Here is a 25,128-nt window from a genome sequence, read left to right on the forward strand (position 1 = left end):
ATCACAGAAAAAATTTGAAATGCAATTAATTTTTTCAGGCTGCTAATAATTATATTGCATATCAAAGCTAATTGTACCGCATACACTGAAAATTTCTTCAATCTTTTAAATTTTTTCTCATGAAATCTGGAATTCTACAATTGAAAACAGCAATGCTGCTTTTGGCAGTATTGTGCTCATCTGTAAACTGGTTGTTTGCCCAACAACTTACAGATGCATCGGCATTAAGCCTCATTAAAAATAACGCTTCGTTAATAGGGCTAACCAAAACAGAACTGCAAAATGTGCGCATATCGGCAGCGTATATTGATAAAACCTCAGGGGCAACCCTCGTATATGCGCAGCAAACCTATAAGGGTGTAGATGTGTTTAATTCAATTCAAACCTATTCATTTAAAAACGGCAAATTATTTTCAAAGGCAGGCACCCGGATAGATAATATTGCTGATATGGCTAATTCAAAAACAGGCAGGCCCACGGTAACACCTGCCAATGCAGCAAGCACTGTTGCATCGCACCTTCATTTAGCCGCAGCATTTGCGGTTGCCAAACAAATTACAGATAAGGAATTTGACTTTGGCAATATGAATATTTCTTCAGTAAATGTAGTGTCGAAACTGTACTGGCTTCCTGATGAAGATAACAGGAATGCAGTACTAACCTGGCAGGTTGAAATTCAGCCCAGGGGAAGTTCAGACTACTGGCTTGTGAATGTTGACGCCTTAAAAGGGCAGGTTATAAGCAAATTAAACCTCACTGTAAAATGTAAATGGAACGGCCCCAGACTGGATGCTGTTGATGCAGATAAACTTGAATGGGATAATGTTGCTGCGCCGGTTGAAGACGAACCGGAAAGCACCGAAGCAATCAGTTCTGCCAAATATAAGGTTATACCATTTCCAGCGGAAAGCCCTTTACACCCGGGCGGCACGCCTGCTGTTAAATCAAATCCATGGTCGCTTGCCGGCTCCGGCAATGATGCCACTACTTTAAAATGGAATGATGATGGCACAACTTCCTATGATAGCTCAAGAGGCAATAATGTGCTGGCGCAGGAAGATGCAAATGGTAATAATGGTTTTGGCATTGGGGCACATTCTTCAACAGCGGTTCCCAATCTTACTTTTAATTATACGCCTAATTTTAATAACGCCCCTTCTGCTGCCGCCAACCAGCAATTCGCCATCACTAATCTTTTTTACTGGAACAATATTATGCATGATATTTCTTACCGTTACGGGTTTGACGAAGTGTCTGGCAATTTTCAGAAAAATAATCTTGGCCGGGGTGGTAAAGCCAACGATTTTGTGCTGGCAGATGCACAGGACGGTTCTGGTACAGATAATGCCAATTTTGCCACACCGAAAGATGGCAGCAGCCCGCGCATGCAGATGTTTCTGTGGAGCGCTAATGCCGTTGTAAACGTAACAAAACCCGACGCCATTAAAGGTAAAAAAGCAAATAAGGAAAGCAATTTCAGCACTGCTAACAAATTATCTAATGTTGGCCCTGTTCAGGGCAGGGTTATTTTATATGCCGACGATGCAGGCAATACCACTCACCTGGGTTGCGGGGCAGCAGCAAATCCTGCGCAGCTTAATGGCAAGATTGCCCTTATTTACAGGGGCGATTGTGGCTTTACAGATAAAGTGAAGAATGCACAAAATGCAGGCGCAATAGCAGCTATTATGGTTGATAACATCCCGGGCGAATACCCAATTACCATGGGCGGCACCGATAATACTATTACTATACCTGCTGTAATGGTGGGCTATGAAACAGGCGAGACAATGAAGGAGAATATTGAAGCCGGCAACATAGTGCGTGCAAAACTGAGCGCAGGCGTGCAAATTGACGGCGACCTTGATAACGGGGTGGTTGCCCATGAATATACGCATGGCATTTCAAACAGGCTGACAGGCGGGCCTAATGCCGCAAGTTGCCTAAGCAATAAAGAACAAATGGGTGAAGGGTGGAGTGATTATATGGCTTTAATGGTAACCACCAACTGGAAAACTGCAACTGTAGCCGATTCATCTAAATCAAGGCCGATGGGCACTTATGCTTTTGGCCAAACACCAGACGGGCCTGGCATTCGTTATTATCCTTACAGCATAGATTTGAATGTTAATCCGTGGACTTACGATAGCTTAAAGCTCAGTTCACGCATTCCAAACGGTATTTTAAACTACGATTCCCATGTGGTGGGCGAAGTATGGTGCAATATGCTCTGGAATATGACCTGGGCAATTATTAAGGATAAAGGCATAGGTACCAACATTTACAATGCCGGCGGAAAATTCGGCAACCAGATTGCATTGCAACTGGTGATTGAAGGTATGAAACTACAGCCATGCAGCCCCGGTTTTGTAGATGGCAGAAACGCTATTTTAAAAGCCGATACGCTGTTGTATGGAGCTGCATACAGCGCCACAATATGGAAGGCCTTCGCCAGCAGGGGCTTAGGTTATAATGCATCTCAGGGTTCTGCCGGCAGCCTGAAAGATGGCGTGGCAGATTACAGTCTTCCGCCTTCACTTTTTGCAAAAGCAGCCCAGCCGAAGGCAGAAGAAGCAGTTGCTGCTAAAATACTTGCATCTCTAAGCCTTGCCCCCAACCCTGCCAATAAAAAGGTAACGCTTACAATAGCCGGCAATAAACAATCATTAAAGGTTAGCCTGCTCAGCGAAAATGGCCAGGTGCTGAGAAGCTTCAATATGGCCGGGCAGATATTGGAAATAAACCTTCCCAAGCTTGCATCGGGAATATATTATGTGAAAATCACAGGAGAGAATTTCTCGGAAACACGAAAGATATTGGTTAACCAACAGTAAATAAAAAAGCCCCTTAACGGGGCTTTTTTATTGATAATTATGAAGTTATAAAAGGAAATATTGCTTTAACAAAGCCTGAAAGGGTTACCTTTTAACCAATAGTGGTATTAATGTGTAATAAATACATATTAACACAAGTTAACAAACTGATATACCATGAAAAATTTAAAAAGATTATTCTTCGACAAAGAGGTAGTAAGCCAGATTCGCAGCGCAAAAGTTGACGCTAATTTTTTATACAACCAGCTTTTTGCAGGTAAAATTACCATGCAGGAATACCTTTCCGCAGTAAAAAACGCTTAAGTGATAGCCCTTTAGACTTAAAGATTAAACAGAGGTCTAAACATTATACAACGCCATGTGAGTAAGTAAAAAATTTCTTACGAGCATGGCGTTACTTTTTACGGTTATCCAACCAGCGATCTGTTCCCCTGCAGGCCGCCGCTGTGTATAAAAAGTACCTTAGCGCCTTCGGAAAAATATTTCTTTCCGGAGAGATCACACACAGCATACAACGCTTTGGCTGTATAAACAAAGTCGAGTGGCAATTGATGCTCTGCTTCAACTTTTTTCATAAATGCAATTAGCCCAGACGAATATTTTGCATAGCCGCCAAAATGATAGTCATGAAAAATGTTTAACCGGTTTTGCTGCGTTTTATCAAGAAGTAAAGAAATCACCGTTTCATCAAGGCTCCAATTATTTTTCATTACACTTATGCCAATGCATTGCTGGTGCGGTAACGATGCATTCGTAATTCCCGCTAACATTGTTCCTGTACCAACGGCACAAACAATATAATTGTATTCAGAAATGTTGGGCACGAGTTGCAAAATTTCCGCCGCTCCTTTTGCACCTTCTGTTCCAAACCCTCCTTCCGGAATAAAAAACATTTGCGGATTTTCATCTATAACTGCCTGCTTGTTTTTGTAGGCTTCACGGCTTAAAAATTTAAGTTGCATATTCAAAGCCGCAGCATCAAGCAGTGTTTGAGAATATTGCCGCGGCTCTTCACCACGTATAAAGCCTGTACATTTTATATTTAGTTTATTACAAGTGTATGCCGCGGCAATAATATGGTTTGAAAATGCGCCGCCAAATGTTGCAACAGCTTTTGATTTATTTGCCATTGCCTGCTGCAGGTAATATTTCAGTTTAAACCATTTGTTGCCGCTAACAACGGGGTGAAGTTTATCAAGCCTTAAAACATCAACCTGAATAATTGAAGAACTAAAAGTTTCGCTTTTTATGGGTTGAACAGCAACCGCATTAAAATTTAATTCTTCCTGTAAACTCATAATGTAAAATTTCAATTCTCAATTTTTAATTCTTAACTTTTCAACCAGTCAACTTCTATTTTATTCGTTCAAAAGTTCACAGGTTCACTTGTTCACGAGTTCATTCTCAAATTCCAAATCCCCAATTCCCAATTCCTACTATTCAACCAATCAACCATTCAACCAATCAACCATCATTTGCAATTATAAACTGAATGATTTTATTTTTGAAGCATGGTACAGTTACAAAACAATAAACTATCGGTTATCATAAGTGAAAAAGGTGCAGAACTGCAAAGCCTTCAATTGAATAATATTGAATATTTATGGCAGGCAGATGCTGCATTCTGGGGCAAGCATTCGCCGGTACTTTTTCCAATTGTTGGCGAATTAAAAGATGGTAAATATATTTTCAATGATAAAGAATACAAATTGTCAAGACATGGTTTTGCAAGAGATAAAATGTTTGAAGTAACATCATCTTCCCAAACACAAGCTGTGTTTAGTTTAAAGAGTGATGAAGCAACACTTTCATTATATCCTTTTCCTTTTATTTTTAATATTATTTATGCTATTGATGATGCATCGCTTTCCTGCACTTACCAGGTAACTAATACAGGAAATGGTGATATGTATTTTTCTGTTGGCGGGCACCCGGCTTTTAAGGTTCCGCTGAACGATCAATTACAATACACAGATTATTTTTTATTGTTTAATAGTGATGCTGTATTAAACCGTTATTTATTGCACCAGGGTTTAACGGGCGATGAAACCGAAAAAATTATATTGAACAATAAAACACTGCCATTAAAAGCTTCGCTGTTTTATGAAGATGCAATTGTGCTGAAGCACATCGGCAGCGACCAGGTAAAATTATTTTCAGATAAAGATGAACATGGCCTGAACTTCAATTTTAAGGGCTTTCCGTATTTTGGAATATGGGCGGCAAAAGATGCGCCGTTTGTTTGCCTTGAGCCCTGGTGCGGCATTGCAGATAATATTCATCATAATCATCAGCTCACAACAAAAGAAGGTATTAATATACTGGCCGCCGGTAAAGCATGGGAACATACATGGAGCGTTGAACTATTTTAAAAGTTCATCAACCCGTTTGAAAGAATAACCTTCTTCTTTTAACCATTCAATTAATTCGCCGAGCCTGTTATACAACTTATCTTTTCTTCTTGCATCTGTTCCAGCATGAATTAATATGATAGCGCCATTAAATGCATTATCATTTTTCTGTTGCTGTTCTTTTAATGATTGCATTATCCAGTCGCTGCTTTTATACGAGGGCATTTCAGGGTAAGTATAATCTGCATTCGTTCTTATGCCGGGTGTAAAACAAAACAGTTTTAGGTCAAGCTCTTTACTCCATGCGGCAATAGTATCATTCCACCATTCATAAGGCGGAATAAAATATTGCGGATCATGTACTGGAATATGTGCAAGCTGCATAGTATTAAGGTTGGCTTGCATATCTGCGTTAAACCGGTTTTGTGTTACCAATAAACTATCGCGTTTATTCCAATCATTATACAAAAGATGATTGTTAGAATGCGGGCCGAGATAATGCCCGTCTTTATTTAACTGCTGTATGTAAGGTTGAAATTTTTTATTGCGATAAAACCTCCCTGTAAAAAAGAAAGCGCCTTTTACATTTTCAGTTTGCAATGTTTTAATGATAGAAGCCAAGCCATCGCCAAATTCATCCGCACTAAATACCAGCGCAATTTCTTTTTTCGTTGAATCGCCCCGTATTATGCCGCCATGAGAATAAGTAACCCTATTGGTTTGATTAACTTCAGATTGTTTTGCAGCAAGCAAATAAATTAAAGAAGCAGTGCCATCCATTGTTGGTTCATTCGTGCTGTAATCGCCATAGTCATCATGGTAAACAGCAAGATCGCTCTGGTAAGGCGCATACTCATCTTCATCGTGCAATTGAATACCGATTAAATTTTTATAGATGGATGTATAAACCGGCCCATCAACCAACCCTCCATCAATAGGATAATTTTTCAGGTGCGTAAAGGCAGAATGCGGATCGGTTGGCGTATCGCCCCATGAAGGCAAACCATACACCATGCTGGTGCCCCAGGGATTGCAGCCGAATATCCAATCGAAGCAGGCTTGTTCCAATGACTGGTATGTTGTATCGCCTGTTAGCTGCCTGTACCAGTAACATTGAATGGCAAAGCTTACCGTTAAATTATTACTGCACCAGATAAATGGAACGCCGCGGTAAAACGCATTTTGCTTTGCTTTCTGCCAACCACGTTCAATACCTTCTTTATAAAATTGAATGATAGAATCTTTTTTTGCTCCGGTTAATTGTTTAGCCAATTCATAATGCCCAAGATTTATAAAAGGATACCATTGATAATGTTTGGCCGTATCGGCGCCAAGCCACGGTGTAATAGGTTCTTGTAATGAGTATTTATATGCAAGTGATAAAAATTCTGTATCAGGTTTTGAATGAGATACTACAGACTCTTCGAACTTAATTCTTTCATAAGTATATGCTTCATTCGAAAACATAGTAGCACTTGCTAACTCCATGTCATCCGTCCAGTTATCTTCCGCATAAATGTATGGTGAAAGCACAGAAACTGTTTGTGCTACGCCTGGATATTTTAATCCTAACGTGAATGCAGATAATGATTTATTGAGGAGATCATCTGCATACTTCCTATCTATATTAAAAAACAATTCACTGCCCAGCGCGAAAGCGCTGGCAAATTTTCCGGCGGTTGAAGCCACGCCGGTTGTATTATTCATGAACTTTCCCCTTTGCTGCGGTTTGCCATTGCAGAAATAAACCGGCCTTTCCAAACCGCGGCCATAATAATTGGTATCTTCTTTTGGTATGCGCATGCCGCGATGATCGCGGTCGTCACCAAGCTGGTTGAATAACCAATCATCCTTCGGGTGCATTTTAAGCAGCCAGTCAAGTCCCCATTTGGCTTCGTCCAAAACATCGGGAATATTATTTTTTCCGCCAAGACCGTTTGCCAATTTTTCATCTGTAAAAACACCGGGAAAATCGCGGTAAGCCGCCAGCAAATGATAGGTTGCATTTGCCGATGTGGTTGAATATTGCAGGTAATCGCTGGCATCATGCCATCCGCCAACAACATCAATATGCGTACTGTCAGGCACAGGTGCATACAAAGTATAACCATCATGTGTATGGCAGGAATCTTTTAAAAAAGGATTGAAGCCGCTGCGTTGCTGCCGCATATACCGCAGGCAAAAATCAGCTGCGCCATCATACACTGAATCATTGATTGAAAAAACAGGCGAAGCAATATCATCAATATAAATACTGAATTTTCCCTCGCCTGTAAAACTTGAAAAATCAAGCCGGTAAGTATGGCTGAAAGGGCCGTAACTTTCAAAGTCTTTTCCAACCGGGCTGGAAAAAATTACTTTATTCTTCTCATCTTTTACTGAAAATACAGTTGAATGAACCGGGCTATCACACCCCAAAACGGCTATTTTAATTCCCCCGGTTGTATACCCCAACTGGTTAATTCTTATACATGAAATGTTTTGGGTATACGCAGTGAAATTGCAAAGTAAAAGAAGCAGCCAAAAAACAGTTTTATACATATTATATCGTTAGCGATTAAAGTTAGGGGATGATAAGTTAAATAAACATACAGCTTAAACAAGCCATTCTATTTCCCCGGAACGATAAGGCTTTTCAATACCACTATCAAGTACAATATTGCCGGATTCATTTACGCCTTTTATAATGGCCGGGAAAACAACGCTGCCATATTTAAAATTCTCTGTTTCATTCAAGCTGTACAAATGCCTGTTATAATCGTTTAGAATTTCGTGATCATGGCCTGCATACAACCATCGCATTCTTTCATTCAACATCACACAAAATTCTTTGGCCAGTTCAACCGTGTTATAAGTTTCACCTGTTACCTGTTTCAGCGAAACCGGTCTTTTCGCAGCCGCAGGAAATTCGGTTTGATTGATATTAATTCCAAAACCCGCTATTGCAAATTGCCAGTTTTTACCGCGTATCATATTCTCAACCAGTATGCCCGCTGCCTTTCTGTCACGACAGTAAATATCGTTGGGCCATTTAATTTTTATTTTTTCAGTTGTGTATTTGTTAAATAAATCAAGTATTGAAAGCGCACAGGCCATGTTCAACAGGAACTGTTTGTTCAGCGCCAGTTCTCTTGTGTTTAATACTACAGAGAGCATAATATTTTCTCCCTTTGCCGAAAGCCACTGCCGGTTAAACTGCCCCCGTCCGGCTGTTTGTTCAAAAGCAAAGAAAGCATCACCATGATCGGCATTACTGTTTTGCACCTGTTGCATGGCATAGTTGTTGGTGCTGTCAACACTTAATAATTCTATAAAGCGTTTGCCGATTACATTATTTATTGAGGCTGCTGACAAAGAATTACTAATTTTGGCGAAACTACATTTTTGATAAATAGTTTATTTTCGAAGAAACGTAAAATGCCTGTAAAATTTTTTCACTTAAAATAGTTGCTTATTTGGAACCTCTTACCGTTTTAGCTTCCCGCAAAAAAAGCCAGGTTACCCGGCTTAACTCAAATTCCAGGATTTTCAAACTTATTCTTAAAGCTATTCAGGAAAAAAAAGGAGAAAATATTGTTTCCCTTGATTTGCGAAAGATACCGGAAGCAGTAAGTGATTATTTTGTTATTTGTGAAGCTACAAGCACCACGCAGGTAAGGGCAATTGCTGATTTTGTTGAAGAGACTATTAAAAAAGAATTAGGCGAAGTTCCGTACAGGCACGAAGGTTTTAGTGCGTTGCAATGGGTATTAATAGATTATGTAAACATTGTAGTGCATATTATGCAGCCTGAAACAAGAAAATTTTACAAATTGGAAGAAATGTGGAGCGACGCTGTTTTGAAAGAACATTCATTATAAAAATTTAACCAGCTAATTTAACCTTACAGAGATTTATAAAAATGGCACAAGATAACAACAAGAATAAACCGGAACTTTTCGACAAAGGGAATGGAGATAAATCGCCGCGTCGTGGGCCGCGTTTCAGTATATATTGGATTTACGCAATAGTAGCTATAACACTTATTGCTGTAAATGTGTTTAAGTTTAACAGCCCCGATATACTCACAACTACCGAACAGGATTTTAAAGAAAAAATGCTGAAAGATGGCGATGTTTTAAAAATTGACAAGGTGAGGAACAAAGAACTTGTTCGTGTTTATATTAAATCCGAAAGCCTCAGCAAAGAATATTATAAATCACAGTTTAAGCAGCCGCTTACAAAAGACCCGTCCGCAACGCCTTTATTTGAATTCAGGGTAAGCGATTGGGAAAGTTTTAACCGCAGCCTTGCACAATTTTATAAAGACAATAATATTCCCGAAGTTCCGGAAAATGTATATGATGAAGGTGAATGGTTCGGCCCTTTTGCCAATACCATTATTTCCGTTTTGCTTTTCGTGGGATTATGGGTTTTGCTGATGCGCAAAGTGGGCGGTGGTGGTGGTTCCGGCGGTCCCGGCGGTATTTTCAATATTGGCAAATCAAAGGCGCAGTTGTTTGATAAAGGTGCTAAAGTAAATATAACGTTTACCGATGTGGCTGGTCTGGATGAAGCCAAGGTGGAAGTAATGGAAATTGTAGATTTCCTTAAAAACCCCAAAAAATATACGGCGCTTGGCGGTAAAATTCCCAAAGGTGCTTTGCTTATTGGCCCTCCCGGAACCGGTAAAACTTTATTAGCCAAAGCAATGGCCGGCGAAGCGCAGGTACCTTTTTTCAGCATGAGCGGTTCAGATTTTGTTGAGCTGTTTGTGGGTGTAGGCGCCAGCCGCGTACGCGACCTTTTCAAACAGGCAAGGGAAAAAGCGCCTTGTATTATATTTATAGATGAAATAGATGCCATTGGCCGTGCCCGTGGCAGAAATGCAATCGTGAGCAACGATGAAAGAGAAAATACACTGAACCAGTTATTGGTTGAAATGGATGGTTTCAGTGGCGAAAGCGGCATTATTATCCTGGCTGCAACCAACCGCCCGGATGTATTGGATAGCGCTCTTTTGCGCCCCGGCCGTTTCGACCGCCAGATTTCAATTGACCGTCCTGATGTGAAAGGCCGGGAAGATATTTTCCGTGTGCATTTAAAACCCATCAAGGTTTCCCAGTCATTAAACATATTCAAACTGGCAGAACAAACACCTGGTTTTGCGGGTGCAGATATTGCCAATGTTTGTAACGAAGCCGCCTTAATCGCTGCCCGCAAAGGCAAGGAGATGGTGGAGATGAGCGATTTCCAGGATGCGATTGACAGGGTTATTGGCGGGCTGGAAAAGAAGAATAAGATCATTTCGCCCGAAGAAAAAGAGATCATCGCCTACCATGAGGCCGGCCATGCTATTTGTGGCTGGTTTTTGGAACATGCTTATCCTTTGCTAAAGGTCACCATCGTTCCCCGCGGAACTGCGGCATTGGGCTATGCACAATACACGCCAAAAGAACAGTATTTATATAATACCGACCAGTTAATGGACCAGCTTTGCATGACGCTTGGCGGAAGGGCTTCAGAAGAAATTTTCTTCGGAAAGATTTCTACCGGCGCATCAAACGACCTGCAGCAGATAACAAAAACCGCTTACGCCATGATAACCGTTTATGGCATGAACGAAAAAGTGGGCAATGTAAGTTTTTACGATCCTGCCGCAGATAATTCTTTCACCAAGCCTTACAGTGAAAAAACCGGTGAAATGATTGATGAAGAAGTGAGAAAGCTGATTGAAACCGCTTATGCAAAAACAAAAGCATTACTTATTGAAAGAAAGCATGAAGTGGAAACCCTCGCAAAAGAATTGCTTGTAAAAGAAGTTTTATTCCAGAGCGATGTGGAAGTATTGATTGGCAAGCGGCCTTTTGGCGAACATAAAGAAGAAGAAAATAAAGAGGAAGAATTAAATGAACATCACCAGGGCGCAATAAGTGCCGGCGTTCCGCCTTACGATCCAAGCATTACGCAGCCGGCGCCCAAACAGGCAACTTCCTGATTCACGAATTCACAGGTATAAATTTTTGATGTACGTGAAAACATTATCTTCCAGGGAAAACATTTTAAAAAAAATAAAGCAGGCACTGGCAAAACCAGTGCCTTTGCCATTTGAAGAAACATCCGAAAGCCCGGCTTTCTTTATTAATGAAGGCGAGCTGGAACTGCAGTTTGCTGAAAACTTTGCCGCCCTGCAAGGCCGTTTTTCTTTTTGCTCAGATGAGGCTGAACTTGCCCAGCAGCTACAAACATTGTTCGGCACAAGGCAATGGAAGAAATTGTTTGTGAACGAACAAAACATCAGGGAACTATTTGCCCGCCAGCAGATCGAATTACCACCCGGCATAAATCTCGCAGATTGCGATGCATCCATTACAAGCTGTGAATGTTTAATTGCCCGAACGGGCAGCATGCTGTTAAGCAGTGCACAAACCGGCCGCACATCCAGCGTTTACGCGCCCGTTCATATCTGTATCGCTTATACCAGCCAACTGGTATTTGATTTAAAAGATGGTTTTGAATTGATAAAGAGAAAATATCCTTCCGGCATCCCTTCACTTATCACCTTTGCCTCAGGCCCCAGCCGCACGGCAGATATAGAAAAAACACTGGTAACCGGCGTTCACGGCCCAAAAGAAGTGTTTTGCTTTTTGGTAGAAGGCAGGTAAACCCGCGCATTTTTAAACTTAAGCAAGGAACATTCGAATTTCTGCTCAAAATTTTTACTGAGAATCAGCCTATTACAGGGTTTCAATAAAAAATAAACACCCTTTTAGTATTTTATACTGCCAATTTTACGCATCTTCGCGCTCCCAAAAATTAAGCCCGGGATGGCGGGCAACTAAAAACAAATAAATGAGCAAACTACATTTCACAACAAAGCATGCGAACGAGGCTACCGTACAGCGTAACTGGTACGTTGTTGACGGCACCAATCAAACCGTAGGCCGCATGTGTTCTAAGATCGCAACAGTATTGCGTGGTAAGAACAAAGCCTACTATACTCCCCACGTTGACTGTGGTGATTTCGTAATTGTAACCAATGCAGACAAGGTAAAATTTACCGGCAACAAGCTGGAAGATAAAGTTTACCAGAACTTCAGCGGCTACCCCGGAGGTTTAAGGGAAGAAAGCGCAAAAGACCTTTTAAAGCGCAGGCCGGAAGCCGTTATTGAACGCGCTGTAAAAGGCATGCTGCCTAAAAACCGTTTGGGCAGAAAGATGTATAAAAAATTATTTGTGTATGCTGGCGCCGAACATCCGCACACTGCACAGCAACCAAAAGAATTTAAATTCTAAATAAGCTGATGGCCGTTAGCTGAAAGCTGATGGCTGAAAGCTGAAAGCTTATAAAAAATGGAAAAACAAAAAAATGCCGTAGGCCGCCGTAAAGAAGCCGTTACCCGCGTTTTTATTTCAAAAGGCACTGGTAATATTACGGTGAATGATAAAAACTATAAAGAATATTTCGCTTTACCATACCTGCAAAACCAGGTGGAAGCGCCTTTAAAAACCATCGAATCACTTGATAAATTTGATGTGGTTATTAATGCAAGCGGCGGTGGCGTAAAAGGCCAGGCAGAAGCAGCAAAACTGGGCATTGCCCGCGTTTTACTGGAAATAAATCCTGAATACCGTCCTGCTTTAAAAGCTGCAGGTCATTTAAAACGCGATCCCCGTGGTGTTGAACGTAAGAAGTTCGGCCACAAGAAAGCAAGACGCAGCTACCAGTTCAGCAAACGTTAAAGCCAGCCACAAGCTTTACGCTGCAAGCTCCACGCTTTTTCTTGCAGCTTGCAGCGTAAAGCTTGTAGCATAATAAGATTCAAAACAATTACAAATCATAAATAACAATGGAACAAAACACTTCATTACAACAGCAATTACTCGAAGCCGGTGTGCATTTTGGCCACCTGCGTAAGAAGTGGAATCCAAAAATGTTGCCTTACATTTTTGCTGAAAAGAAAGGCATTCACATTATTGACCTCAACAAAACGGTTGATTCATTACAGGAGGCTTCTGCCGCATTAAAGCAAATTGCCAAGAGCGGTAAAAAAATAATGTTCGTGGCCACTAAAAAACAAGCTAAGGAAATCGTTAGCGAATGTGCACGCCGCGTAAACATGCCTTTTGCAACAGAACGTTGGCTGGGCGGCATGCTCACCAACTTCAACACCGTGCGTAAAAGCGTTAAGAAAATGCAGAGCATTGAAAAAATGCTGGCAGATGGCAGCGCAGAAAGCCTTACTAAAAAAGAGCGTCTTACTTTAACCCGCGATAAAGACAAGATGGAAAAAGTATTGGGCGGTATTGCACAGCTTGGCCGTTTGCCCGCAGCTTTATTCATTGTTGATATTGGCCATGAGCATATTGCTTTGGCTGAAGCAAAACGCCTCGGTATTACAACTTTTGGAATGGTTGATACCAATTCAGATCCTAATAAAGTTGATTTCCCGATTCCTGCAAATGATGATGCAACAAAATCAATTGCCATCATTACAAATTATATCACAGCCGCCATTACTGAGGGCCTTGCAGAACGCCAGGCAGCAAAAGATGAAGAATCAACTACTGAAGAAGTAGATAACGAAGCTGAAAAGAAAGCTGCCCGTTTACAGGCTGAGGCAGAATCTGAAGGCGGCCGCAGGCGCGGTGAAGGCGGCAGCGGTGGCGACAGGCAAAGAGGTGGTGGCCCAACTAAACGCCGTGTACCAAGCAGTGGCCGCAGGCCTGCACCCGGTGGCGGAAGATAAACCCCCATCCCCTAAAGGGGAGCAAGGGAAACCGCTACTGTTCATAAATAATATTTCAACACGCTCTAATTTATTAGAGACTTTCATTACCTCCCTTTAGGGGGGAAGGAGGGCACAATGAGTACTACAGTAACAATATCAGCAGCAGAAATTAATAAGCTGCGCCAGGCAACCGGCGCCGGTATGATGGATTGCCGCAAAGCCTTAACAGAAACAAATGGTGATTTTGAAGCAGCAATTGACTGGCTGCGCAAGCAAGGCCAGAAAGTGGCTGCAAAACGCAGCGACCGCGAAGCAAAAGAAGGCGTTGTAATTGCAAAAACCACCGATGATAATAAATCAGGTATCATTGTTTGTGTGAGCTGCGAAACAGATTTCGTTTCCAAGAATGCAGACTTTGTTGCTTTTGCACAAAGCATTGCAGATGCAGCTATCAATAACAACGTAAAGAGCCTGGAAGAGTTAAACGCCACAAAAGCCGGTGAAGCAACTGTTGCAGATTTAGTGAATGACAAGCTGGCTTCTATCGGTGAAAAAATAGGTATCACAAAGTTCGAACGTGTTGATGCCCCTTATGTGGCTTCTTACATACATGGCGCTTACCGCATGGGTGTTTTGGTGGGCCTGAATAAAGAAGCTGCCGATGCAGGTAAAGATGTGGCTATGCAGATAGCAGCCATGAACCCTGTAGCGGTTGACCAGGATTCTGTTCCTGCAGAAACAATAGAACGCGAAAGGAATATTGCCATTGAGCAAATGAAACAGGACCCCAAAATGGCTGGTAAAACAGATGATATGCTTTCTAAGATTGCCCAGGGCAAACTGAATGCATTCTTTAAAGAGCAAACTTTACTGGCACAGGCTTTTGTGAAAGATGCCGGCAAATCTGTGGCTGATTACCTGAAAGGCACAGACAAAGACCTTAAAGTAATAGAGTTTAAACGTGTTGCCTTAGGATAAGGTTAAATACGATACAATAAATTAAAAAAGTGGCTGAGCAATCAGCCACTTTTTTTTATTTGCATTCCCGCCAATATCTTTTTAAAAATATAAAGGTTTGACCATCAGGCCGGTATTTCTGGCCATAAAACCGATTCTTTTGACCTTTTTATTGATTTTTCTGACCTTTAAATCCTCCATTCGTACCTTATTTCTCTAAAAACATACCTTTTTCCCGAAGAAACATACCCTTTTATTGAGAAAATACACCCTTTTATTCAATGATTACACCCTAAAACCGGGAAAACGTACCCTTTTTTCGATTATTTCAATCCTTTTTTTGATTAATTCACTCCTTTTTCCGGTTAATTCAATCCTTTTACTGATTGTTTCAATCCTTTTTCTGAACAAATCCAATCCTTTTCCGGCTATTACACAAACTATATGCAAAGCAGCGTGGCCTTGCAGCAGAATCATGGTATAAGCGTTCAAGCTTCAAAACAAAGCGCCTATATGTATGTTTGTATAGTGAGCAAATCAAATCCTTCTTAGCTTTATAAAAATATTGTTATGCCAAATGTGAACTGGCCCGAGGCCATTAAACCGCTGTTGAAAAAGTATAAAAACGAAAAACACCCGCTTGATTACAAAACCAATTACCAGCTAATTGTAATGGTTATTTTATCGGCGCAGGATTCAGATAAACACATTAATAAAATTGCGCCCACCTTGTTTGAAGCTTATCCGGACATGACAGCTTTATCAAAAGCCACCCTAAAAGATTTACAGCATTTTATCACCGGTGTGCGCAACAGCGAAAAAAAAGGGCAATGGCTTTTGCAAATTGCAGATACCATTAAAGCAGATAAAAATATTCCTTATAACCTGGACGAATTGACTGCGCTGCCCGGCATTGGAAGAAAGTCGGCCAATGTTATTCTTCGCGAAAGCGGCCATCCTGCGGAAGGTATAATAGTTGACCTGCATACCGTGCGTGTGGCGCCGCGGTTAGGCATTGCCACCGGCGCCGATCCTAAAAAAATAGAAAAACAAATAATGGATGCTTTGCCCAAATCTGAATGGGATGCCGGTATGGCCATGTCTTTCCTGGGAAGGGAGATATGCAGGCCTACGCCAAAATGCGAAGTATGCTTAATGAGGCCCGTTTGCCAATATTATAATGAAGTTATTAAGCAGGCAGGATGATAAAATATATTTAACAACGACTTATCAGCTCTTTGTAAGCCACAGGTGCACAGATTTTATTTGTGCACCTGTGGCTAAATAAAACCTTCAAATCAAATACGCTATACTTCTTTTAGCATAATTGCACCATCCTCTTTCCTGCCCGCATAAAATTCAAATTTTTCTTTTTGAATTTTTCATTCTTAATTCGCCCATGTTTTCGTTCAAAGAATTATCGGCGGCTTTTGCGCAACGTTTCAGCAAACCGCATTTTCCCAAACAGCCTGAATCTTTATACGCTGCCAACGATTATTTTCTCGGGCTTGGCGGCAAACGCATTCGCCCGGTTATGTGCTTAATGGGCAATGAATTGTTTGATGAAATTCATGAAGATGCCTGGCAGGTGGCTACGGCTGTTGAGTTGTTTCACAACTTTACTTTAATTCATGATGACATAATGGATGCAGCGCCGCTGCGGCGTGGCTTTGAAACAGTGCATTATAAATATGGCTCCAGCACGGCTTTGCTTGCGGGCGATGTAATGCTGGTGGTGGCGTATGAATACCTGAACAAAATAAGCAGCAGCTATATAAAACCTATCATCAACCTGTTTAGCAGAACGGCAAAGGAAGTTTGCGAAGGCCAGCAGCTTGATATGGATTTTGAAAAACTTACAACAGTTTCGCTGGAAGATTATATAAAGATGATTGAATTAAAAACTTCGGTACTGCTTGCAGCCAGTTTGCAGATGGGCGCCATTATAGGCGGTGCGGGAGAAGGTAATTGCAATCATTTGTATGAGTTTGGAAAAAATCTTGGCATAGCATTCCAGGTGCAGGATGATTATCTTGATGCTTTTGGCGATCCTGAAAAATTTGGCAAAACTGCAGGTGGCGATATAAAACAAAACAAAAAAACCTTCCTGCTTATTCATGCCCTGCAAACGGCAACCGGCAGCCAGCAAAAAGAATTGACTGATTTGCTGAACAATGATGCCGAAGATAAAGTGCAGCGTGTTTTAGAAATATTTCGCGATTGCAATGTGGATGCATGGGCAAAGCAATTAAAACAGCAATATTTTGATAAAGCGCTGTTTCACCTGGAAGAAATTGCAGTGCTGTCGTCAAGAAAGAAACCTTTACTCGAAATTGCAGAGTTTCTTATACAACGCGATTATTAGTTATTCATCCGGAGCATTCTCTTCAGCATCATCTGCATGATCTACAATACTGCCTTCTTTAAAAAGAATGCCCTGCAGAATATCTTTCCAAACAGGTTTCATGCGCAGTAAAAATTCAAGGTCCATTCCAAAATGCTTGAACTCTTCTTTCTGCGCATCTTTCATAATAGCCTTTGCCGTTCTGTTTTTTTCAACAGCCATGCGCTGCTCATACCAGTTAATGGCTTCTGCTTCTTCGGCCAAAGAAGCTATCATGCGTGCAAAAGTTCTTGTTTCTTCAGGCAATTCATTTGCCGGTTCATGGTACTGATCAAAACCCATAATTATTGAATATTTAAAATGAAAGATGCATTGTTTTAAACAAACTTTATGCCTCGCAAAAAAGCCCTGAAGTTTATAGCAAAGCTTCAGGGCTTTTGGAGATATTCTTCTCTTCTATCCAACAATCTCCCCAAATAAGTGCTCAAACAAAATCATTCTGCCCTGACAATTATTTTTTGGTTTCCGGCCCACACTATGGCTGTTTTATTTCAACCTTTATACCACTAATAAAGTGTTTCAGGCCTGCATGGAAATACTGTTGGCAATAAACGTTGGCGCTATCCTCTTTTTGGTGGCTTGCTCAAAACTATATGCCAGGGAAATAAGCTGGGACTCGGTGTAAGCGCCGCCTATAAACGATAATCCAATAGGCAAATGATGCACCATTCCCATTGGCACTGTAATATGCGGGTAACCGCTGATGGCTGCAGGCGTTGAAAAAGAAAAGCCTGTATCATAATCGCCATTAATCAAATCAATGCACCATGATAAACCATTTGTAACGCCACATATAGCATCAAGCTTATGCCCGCTTATCATATTGTCAATAATTAATCTTGATGATAAGTTTTTATATAAAGCTTCTTTATACTCGCCCGAATTCAAATCGCCTTTTGCTTCACACATTTCCAATATTTCCTGCTTAAAAAAAGGCATTGCTTCAGCTTCATGCTGTTTATTAAAATCAATCACTTCTTTCAGCGTTTTTACTTTGGCATTGGCTGCTGAAAGGTATTTATTCACGCCATCTTTAAATTCATATTGCAACACAGTAAATTCAGCATCGCCCAAATCGCTTAAAGCTTTCTTTAATTCTATTTCAACAATGATAGCGCCCTGCTGTTTCAAAACATCAACAGCAGTTTTATATACATCCACCACCTGTTTGCTACCATTAAAAAAAGCTTTTTCAATACCAATACGTTTGCCTTTCAAAGCATCTTCTTTCAAGTAAACAGTATAATCTTTTTGAGCTTTACCCATACTGTTTTTGGTCACGGCGTCTTCTTCATCAACATTGGTTAATGCACCTAACAAAATCGCCGCATCTTTTACCGTTCTCGCCATTGGCCCGGCTGTATCCTGCGTTGCGGATATAGGAATAATGCCCGACCTGCTTAATAAACCCACCGTTGGTTTTATACCAACAATACCATTAACTGATGATGGCGAAACAATGGAACCGTCCGTTTCTGTGCCAATGGCAACTGCACATAAATTGGCAGCAACAGCAGCGCCCGAGCCGGAGCTTGAACCACTTGGGCTTCTTTCTAAAATATAGGGGCAACGTGTTTGTTTGCCGCGGCTGCTCCACCCGCTTGATGAATGCGTTGAACGAAAGTTAGCCCATTCACTTAAATTGGTTTTGCCTAACAGCACTGCGCCCGATGCTCTTAACTGCTGAATAATGAATGCATCTTTTGCAGCATAATTGCCCTGCAAAGCAAGCGCTCCGGCTGTTGTCATCATCTTATCGCCTGTATTGATGTTGTCTTTTATTAAAACCGGAATGCCATGCATCGGGCCGCGTATTTTACCAGCTTTGCGTTCTGCATCCATAGCATCGGCAATCTTTAATGCATCGGGATTAATTTCAATTACAGCATTAAGTTCTGGCCCATTCTTATCAATGGCTTCAATTCTCTTTAAATACAGTTCCGTTATTTTTCGCGACGTGTATTTTCCAGCCTGCATGGCTTGCTGCAGCATATCGATGGTGGCTTCATTCAGTTCAAAATCATCGATATTTTTTTCCGGAGTACTTTTTTCTGCAACAATGGAAGATGATGTTTTAAAAACAGGAGAAAAAACTAACCCGGCAACAGATGTATGTTTTAAAAAATTTCTTCTCTGCATTGGTTGCGTTTGGCAATAAAGATAATCAGAATTGCAAAGGGCGCAGCCTGCAAATTGGTATGTATTTAGATGAGCTAATTATTATTCACTTAAAACCTTACGCTATGTTACGCTGGACAGTTATTTTTTTAGTGATAGCCATTATTGCAGCCATTTTTGGTTTTGGCAATATTGCAGCAGGCGCCACTGATGTTGCACGCATACTGTTTTTTATTTTTATTATCCTGTTTATTTTATCGCTGATTAAAGGCAGGTTTTAAATATCCCTTACCGTAATGCTGCCATCTGAATGGCCCGTAATAATTTTATTGGCCATGTCAACAAACAAACCGGTTTCAACAACACCGGGCATCAAATGAAGGTCATTATTTAATTGCCCGGGATCAGGTATGGTATTAAAAAAGCAATCCAATATATAATGCTGATGGTCGGTTAAATAAACTTTGCCGTCTTTCTCTCTCAGCCGGGTTTTTATGTTATAGGCTGATTCAATTTTTTGTTTCACCTGCTTCCATCCGAATGTAATTACTTCAACCGGTAATGGAAAAGCGCCGAGCGTTTTCACATTCTTTTTTTCATCCACAATAATTATTAACTCATCTGCTGCTGCTTCCACAATTTTTTCCTGCAATAAAGCGCCTCCTCCCCCTTTAATCAGGCTGCCGTTTTCATCCACTTCATCAGCGCCGTCTATGGCAAGCTGCAGCCTGTCAACATAATCAAGCGAAATAAAATTCATGCCTTCCTCTTTCAATATATTTTGGGTTTGAAGCGAAGTGCATACTGCCGTAAAGTTTAAACCCTGCTGTTTACGTTTTCCCAATTCTTTTAAAAGATAATATACGGTAGTGCCGGTGCCTAAGCCGATAAGCATATCGTTCTTTATAAAATCGGCGGCATAAATACCAAGCTGTTGTTTTATTTCATCTTGTGTAAACATATTGTAAAGATAAAACAGGCAACAGGAACAATGAAAAATGTAAATGAGCTTATAAAATTTATGTAATCCCGGGCTTAATTATTTAGGCCTGCGATTTGATTTAAAACCATGAACTTCCCATCTTATAAAAAATACAGGAAATATTGACAATGCAAACGCCTTACGATTTATATGGAAATCTTTTTAAAGATGTTCAGCTAAAAAAAATCTTTCCCGACAATAAAACTTTTGTGGATTGCATTCCCAACCGAAAGCCAGAAATGATTGTAGCGGATTACGATAAATTAAGAATAACCGACCCCTCTGCCGAAAGCATTAAAAAATTTGTAGCAGATAATTTTATCATTCCGTTATCAGCCGCGCCTGGTTATCGTACAGATATAAAAGACAATGTTATTGAACACATAGAAGAGCTTTGGAATGTATTGCAGCGCAGTGCTGATAAACCTGTTGAAGGCAGTTCATTAATTCCTTTGCCTCATCCTTATATTGTTCCCGGCGGCAGGTTTCGCGAAGTGTTTTACTGGGATTCCTATTTTACCATGCTTGGGCTTGCAGAAAGCAACCGGTGGGATATTATTGAAGATATGATTGAAAACTTCACCTACCTCATCAATACATTTGGCTTTATTCCAAACGGCAACCGCAGTTATTTTTTAAGCCGCTCTCAGCCTCCTTATTTCTCCTGCATGATTGAATTGCTTGCCACGTACAAAGGTGATGAAGCTTATAAAAAATATTTACCGGCCATGCTGAAAGAATATGATTACTGGATGGATAAAACGCACGCAACCAAACATTGTGTTCAATTAAATAATGGCATTGTACTTAACCGCTATTATGATCAATTGGATAAACCACGTTCCGAAGCATACCGGCAGGATTCAACGCTATCAAATGAATATGCTGATGCCAGCCAGCTTTTCCGCGATTTACGTGCTGCCTGTGAAAGCGGCTGGGATTTCAGCGGGCGCTGGTTTAAAGATGGTAAAACATTTAATACCATTCAAACAACTAATCTTATCCCGGTTGACCTGAATTGCCTGCTGTATCATCTTGAATCTTCAATAAGTAAAGCTTCAGCCTTGAATAAAAATAAAAGCGAAGCTGAAACTTTTGCAGCAAAAGCAGCGCAAAGAAAGGCAGCCATCAATCAATATTTTTACGATGAAAAAGATGGCTGGTATTATGATTATAACATCAGCGAAAGTAAACTGAACAACCAGAAAACAATTGCCGGCATCACACCTTTCTTTTTTAATATTCCGCCCGGAAATTATATTCAAAAAGCCGCAGCCATAGTGCAGGAAGATTTTTTAAAAGACGGCGGCGTTGTAACCACGCTTATCAATACAGAACAGCAATGGGACTGGCCGAATGGCTGGGCGCCTTTGCAATGGATAACTATAAAAGGCCTGGATAATTATGGCCAAAAAGATTTAGCAGCAACGCTGGCACATAACTGGTCAATGCTGAATATAAAAGTTTACCGCAATACCGGCAGATTAATGGAAAAATACAATGTAATAGATACACACCTTACAGCAGGCGGTGGAGAATATCCATCGCAGGATGGATTCGGCTGGACGAATGGCGTGCTGCTGAAAATTTTGAAAACTTATGGGCTGGCAAAAGAGAATAAATAACTAAACACTCAATATCCAATATCCAATATTCAATATTCAATACCGGCACACACGCTCAATTATAATCGCTCAAAAAATGACTATTGAAAATTGAATGTTGATTATTGATTATTTTCTTCTTAGGATTTCTTGCCTGTAATCTTCATTTTAATATCTGTGCTCATTGGCATCGACTGGCCGCCGCGGTTTATATTCATATCAAGATTGGTATCCATATCTCCATCAATAGCAATGCCTGAAGGAATATCGTATTTTATGTTTCCGGTTGAAGTACCATTAATAGTGGCCGCTGAATCTTCCGCAGGTGAAGAAATTTTGGAATTAACTTTTACAGTTGCTGTATTTCCCTCAACAGACTCAAGCGTATAAGTATTCTGAGAAGTCATTTGCGCTCCGCCGGCGTTCGTGTTCATAGTGCTCGTCCAGGTATCGCCGGGCTTTACCGGCTTTCCGGGATAACCGCCAAACGATTGCTGAATATTCTGTTTAAAGTTTTCTTCATTAAAAGCATTGCCAACATTACCCATTGGCCCTGCGCCGGAAGCTGCATCTGTAACTTTCTGCATCATTTGTTCAAAGCCCGTTACAGAACCAACCTCTCCTTTTTCATTTATCGTAAACATAAACTGGCCGTTTTTCATAGCGCCTAATATTTTACCAAGCATTGAGCCAACCATATCGCTGCTGTCAACAGGCTGATCGGAATCGTAATTTATACTCATGCCACCAGCATTTATATTCATGGCAATTCTTGTTATGGTGGAGTTGAGTTTTTTCCAGCCAGCGCTGTCGCCCGTATTGGTAAAAAGATAAGATATACCTACTGTATTTTTAACATCCACATCCTGGCCGCCCATATTTCCTTTTGTTTCTATGTTCATGGTAGAGGCATAAGCATAACTTTCACCTTTTTTTAAATTAAACTTAAGGTCAACAGGTTTTTGCGCCGATGAACCGGTAGCTGCAAATGCTGCCACAATAACAAACGCTGCAATTATTTTTTTCATTTCTTTTAATTTTCAGGGCGCAATACTAAACCAATTTTTTTGTTTGAATGGAAGGCACCCAAAGTTTACTTTTGGGCTTTTCCCAGCAATGATCGCACCACAAACCATAGAACAAATTACAAATCGCATTGACATAATTGATGTAGTGGGCGAATTTGTAAAACTTAAGAAACGCGGCGCTAATTATCTCGGCCTCTGTCCTTTTCACAACGAGAAAACGCCATCATTTACCGTATCGCCGTCAAAAGAAATTTATAAATGTTTTGGCTGTGGTAAAAGCGGTAATACCATCACTTTTTTGATGGAGCATGAAAAATATTCTTATGCCGAAGCATTGAAATGGCTGGCACAACGCTACAACATAGAAATACAGGAAACTGAGGTAAGCGATGAAACCCGTACCATTCAGCAGGCCGCAGAAAGCCTGCATGTATTAAACAATTTTGCACAAAAGTTTTTTACCGAACAATTGCTGCAAACAGAAGAAGGGCAATCGCATGCACTAACTTATTTGGAAGAACGCGGTTATGATGAAAAAATAATCACACATTTTCAGTTAGGTTACAATCCTCAATCGAGAAATGCATTTGCAACTGCTGCTTTACAAAATCAGTTCAATAAAGAAGTTTTATTGAAGAGCGGTTTGCTGGTGGAACGCAATCCTGCCTCATCGGCAGGCAGGGAAGAATTGTTTGACAATTATAGGGGCCGCATCATCTTTCCCATTCATAACAATACAGGAAAAATAATTGGTTTTGGCGCACGTGTAATTGGCAAAGCAGACCGGGCGCCGAAATATATTAACACGCCGGAGAATGAAATTTATATAAAGAGCAAAATTTTATACGGCTCTTATTTCGCCCGCCATTCTATTGATAAAAACAATGAATGTTTACTGGTTGAAGGTTACACCGATGTGATAAGCCTGCACCAGGCCGGCATTGATAATGTGGTAGCAAGCGGCGGTACATCGCTTACAACAGACCAGTTACGCATCGTAAAAAAATATACTAACAACCTTACCATTATTTATGATGGCGATGCGGCAGGCGTAAAAGCCGCCATGCGCGGGCTTGATATGGCGCTTGAAGAAGGCCTTAATGTAAAGCTTGTTTTAATTCCCGATAATGAAGACCCGGATAGTTATGTAAAGAAAGTTGGCGCCGATGCTTTTAAATCATTTATAGCAGCGAATAAAAAGGATTTCATTCTTTTCCAGTTAGATGTTTTATTAAAAGAAGCCGGCGATGATATAACCAAAAAGAAAGAAGCAGTAAACCAGGTTGCAGAAAGCTTAAGCAAACTTAACCGCGCAGAAGATTTTACACGCAGGCAGGCTTATATACATGAATGCGCCGCTGCTTTAAAAATTGATGAAAGCGGTTTGATAAACCTGGTGAATAAATTTATTCACGACAAGGTTGCCAAAGAAGAAAAGAAGCAAGCCGCACCCATTTCCGGCCTGGAAGAAACGGCAACTGCTGAAGAAGATAAAACAGCACTGTTATTTCACCCCGATGAAGCGCAGGAAAAAAGTGTACTGCGTGTTTTGCTTGAATATGGATTGAATCAATGGGATGATGATCATACTATCGCTCAGCATATTTTTAAAGAGCTTGAGCAATTTAGTTTTGATAATCCCGATATGGCTTTTTTATACAACACTTACCGCAATTATTATGAAATGGGCTTGCAGCCTTCGGCCAAAACATTGTTGTATAATGAAGATGAAAGAATAAGAAGCCTTGTGGTAAACGTAACATTATTTCCGTTTGAATTAAGCCAGCGCTGGGATGAAAAGCTGGAAAACATACAGGTTTCAAATGTTGATAACAGCAGTAAAGATGTGGCCATGAGCCTGAGCTATTTCAAGCTGCATAAGATAAAAAAAATGTTTGAGCAAAACCAGCAGGATATTGAAAAATCAACCAATTGGGATGAGACCCGGCAACTGATGGAAGTGCACCGCTATTTAAAGGGCATTGAAAGAGAAATTACGCAACAGCTTGGTACAGTAATATTGAAATAAGCCTTCCTCCTTTTCATATTTATTGAAACAAAAAATAATGTAACAGCAAATTGAGCGATTGCATTTACGGCGGCATTTGTTTAAAAATATTTATTTTCCTTTTTCATTTA

22 protein-coding genes are annotated in these 25,128 nt (G+C 40.7%); 15 read left to right on the forward strand and 7 right to left on the reverse strand.

Translation table 11 applies throughout. From position 1 onward, the window contains the following. Positions 1 to 119: 119 nt before the first annotated feature. Both BM015_RS00985 and BM015_RS21465 read left to right on the forward strand, forming a co-directional pair. A complete protein-coding gene (locus tag BM015_RS00985) occupies positions 120 to 2,834 on the forward strand; it encodes a M36 family metallopeptidase (protein WP_090653603.1) in 2,715 nt (904 codons plus the stop codon). A gap of 156 nt (positions 2,835 to 2,990) precedes the next feature. Then, entirely contained in the window at positions 2,991 to 3,137 is a 147-nt protein-coding gene (locus BM015_RS21465) for a hypothetical protein (protein WP_177191771.1), read from the forward strand. A gap of 104 nt (positions 3,138 to 3,241) precedes the next feature. Here BM015_RS21465 and BM015_RS00990 read toward each other — a convergent pair whose 3' ends face one another. After that, on the reverse strand, positions 3,242 to 4,132 hold the full coding sequence (locus BM015_RS00990; protein WP_090653605.1) for a 1-aminocyclopropane-1-carboxylate deaminase/D-cysteine desulfhydrase: 891 nt from the start codon (positions 4,130 to 4,132) through the stop codon (positions 3,242 to 3,244). A 213-nt stretch (positions 4,133 to 4,345) separates the two neighbouring features. On the opposite strand from BM015_RS00990, the gene BM015_RS00995 reads away from it, so the two are divergent. After that, positions 4,346 to 5,206: an aldose 1-epimerase family protein gene (locus tag BM015_RS00995; RefSeq protein ID WP_090653607.1), complete on the forward strand. Its 861-nt coding sequence runs from the start codon at positions 4,346 to 4,348 to the stop codon at positions 5,204 to 5,206. Here BM015_RS00995 and BM015_RS01000 read toward each other — a convergent pair. Next, positions 5,198 to 7,603: a glycoside hydrolase family 9 protein gene (locus BM015_RS01000; RefSeq protein ID WP_245751158.1), complete on the reverse strand. Its 2,406-nt coding sequence runs from the start codon at positions 7,601 to 7,603 to the stop codon at positions 5,198 to 5,200. The genes BM015_RS00995 and BM015_RS01000 overlap by 9 nt on opposite strands. 177 nt (positions 7,604 to 7,780) lie before the next feature. Next, positions 7,781 to 8,539: a biotin--[acetyl-CoA-carboxylase] ligase gene (locus BM015_RS01005; RefSeq protein ID WP_245751159.1), complete on the reverse strand. Its 759-nt coding sequence runs from the start codon at positions 8,537 to 8,539 to the stop codon at positions 7,781 to 7,783. Positions 8,540 to 8,640: 101 nt separating this feature from the next. Here BM015_RS01005 and rsfS point away from each other — a divergent pair, with 101 nt between their 5' ends. The 9 genes from rsfS to BM015_RS01055 all read left to right on the forward strand — a co-directional run bounded on the left by rsfS (position 8,641) and on the right by BM015_RS01055 (position 17,218). Then, positions 8,641 to 9,045: a ribosome silencing factor gene (rsfS, locus tag BM015_RS01010; RefSeq protein WP_090653612.1), complete on the forward strand. Its 405-nt coding sequence runs from the start codon at positions 8,641 to 8,643 to the stop codon at positions 9,043 to 9,045. A 41-nt stretch (positions 9,046 to 9,086) separates the two neighbouring features. After that, entirely contained in the window at positions 9,087 to 11,162 is a 2,076-nt protein-coding gene (gene ftsH / locus BM015_RS01015) for an ATP-dependent zinc metalloprotease FtsH (RefSeq protein WP_090653614.1), read from the forward strand. 34 nt (positions 11,163 to 11,196) lie between these two features. Further along, positions 11,197 to 11,829: a LutC/YkgG family protein gene (locus BM015_RS01020; protein ID WP_090655110.1), complete on the forward strand. Its 633-nt coding sequence runs from the start codon at positions 11,197 to 11,199 to the stop codon at positions 11,827 to 11,829. Positions 11,830 to 12,016: 187 nt separating this feature from the next. Then, the gene (gene rplM / locus BM015_RS01025) at positions 12,017 to 12,460 is read left to right on the forward strand and encodes a 50S ribosomal protein L13 (protein WP_090653616.1); all 444 of its coding nucleotides are present in this window, start codon (positions 12,017 to 12,019) and stop codon (positions 12,458 to 12,460) included. Positions 12,461 to 12,517: 57 nt separating this feature from the next. Next, positions 12,518 to 12,907: a 30S ribosomal protein S9 gene (gene rpsI, locus BM015_RS01030; RefSeq protein WP_090653619.1), complete on the forward strand. Its 390-nt coding sequence runs from the start codon at positions 12,518 to 12,520 to the stop codon at positions 12,905 to 12,907. A 107-nt stretch (positions 12,908 to 13,014) separates the two neighbouring features. After that, positions 13,015 to 13,914: a 30S ribosomal protein S2 gene (rpsB, locus tag BM015_RS01035; protein WP_090653621.1), complete on the forward strand. Its 900-nt coding sequence runs from the start codon at positions 13,015 to 13,017 to the stop codon at positions 13,912 to 13,914. Positions 13,915 to 14,031: 117 nt separating this feature from the next. Beyond that, entirely contained in the window at positions 14,032 to 14,874 is an 843-nt protein-coding gene (gene tsf / locus BM015_RS01040; RefSeq protein ID WP_090653623.1) for a translation elongation factor Ts, read from the forward strand. A 549-nt stretch (positions 14,875 to 15,423) separates the two neighbouring features. Then, positions 15,424 to 16,059 (forward strand): endonuclease III domain-containing protein, encoded by a 636-nt coding sequence (locus tag BM015_RS01050; RefSeq protein WP_090653626.1) that lies wholly within the window; start codon positions 15,424 to 15,426, stop codon positions 16,057 to 16,059. Between the two features lie 193 nt (positions 16,060 to 16,252). Beyond that, positions 16,253 to 17,218: a polyprenyl synthetase family protein gene (locus BM015_RS01055; protein ID WP_090655113.1), complete on the forward strand. Its 966-nt coding sequence runs from the start codon at positions 16,253 to 16,255 to the stop codon at positions 17,216 to 17,218. Here BM015_RS01055 and BM015_RS01060 read toward each other — a convergent pair whose 3' ends face one another. Both BM015_RS01060 and BM015_RS01065 read right to left on the reverse strand, forming a co-directional pair. Next, complete coding sequence (locus BM015_RS01060; protein ID WP_090653628.1) at positions 17,219 to 17,539, reverse strand: ferritin family protein; 321 nt, start codon at positions 17,537 to 17,539, stop codon at positions 17,219 to 17,221. It lies immediately after the preceding gene. A gap of 237 nt (positions 17,540 to 17,776) precedes the next feature. After that, positions 17,777 to 19,396: an amidase gene (locus tag BM015_RS01065; RefSeq protein WP_090653631.1), complete on the reverse strand. Its 1,620-nt coding sequence runs from the start codon at positions 19,394 to 19,396 to the stop codon at positions 17,777 to 17,779. Between BM015_RS01065 and BM015_RS22100 the strand changes: the two genes are divergently transcribed. Further along, on the forward strand, positions 19,366 to 19,656 hold the full coding sequence (locus BM015_RS22100) for a DUF1328 domain-containing protein (protein WP_449406338.1): 291 nt from the start codon (positions 19,366 to 19,368) through the stop codon (positions 19,654 to 19,656). The two genes, BM015_RS01065 and BM015_RS22100, sit on opposite strands and share 31 nt — an antisense overlap. On the opposite strand, the gene rpiA is transcribed toward BM015_RS22100, so the two are convergent. After that, entirely contained in the window at positions 19,653 to 20,336 is a 684-nt protein-coding gene (rpiA, locus tag BM015_RS01075) for a ribose-5-phosphate isomerase RpiA (protein WP_090653633.1), read from the reverse strand. The two genes, BM015_RS22100 and rpiA, sit on opposite strands and share 4 nt — an antisense overlap. 149 nt (positions 20,337 to 20,485) lie before the next feature. Here rpiA and treA point away from each other — a divergent pair, with 149 nt between their 5' ends. Then, positions 20,486 to 21,982: an alpha,alpha-trehalase TreA gene (gene treA / locus BM015_RS01080; protein ID WP_090653635.1), complete on the forward strand. Its 1,497-nt coding sequence runs from the start codon at positions 20,486 to 20,488 to the stop codon at positions 21,980 to 21,982. A 119-nt stretch (positions 21,983 to 22,101) separates the two neighbouring features. Here the strand turns inward: treA and BM015_RS01085 are convergent, their stop codons facing one another. Then, a complete protein-coding gene (locus BM015_RS01085; protein ID WP_090653639.1) occupies positions 22,102 to 22,989 on the reverse strand; it encodes a DUF6263 family protein in 888 nt (295 codons plus the stop codon). Between the two features lie 43 nt (positions 22,990 to 23,032). Here BM015_RS01085 and dnaG point away from each other — a divergent pair, with 43 nt between their 5' ends. Next, on the forward strand, positions 23,033 to 25,018 hold the full coding sequence (gene dnaG, locus BM015_RS01090) for a DNA primase (protein WP_245751160.1): 1,986 nt from the start codon (positions 23,033 to 23,035) through the stop codon (positions 25,016 to 25,018). Positions 25,019 to 25,128 lie beyond the last annotated feature (110 nt).

Origin of the sequence: Parafilimonas terrae (assembly GCF_900115755.1) — a bacterium.
Lineage (GTDB): Bacteria > Bacteroidota > Bacteroidia > Chitinophagales > Chitinophagaceae > Parafilimonas > Parafilimonas terrae.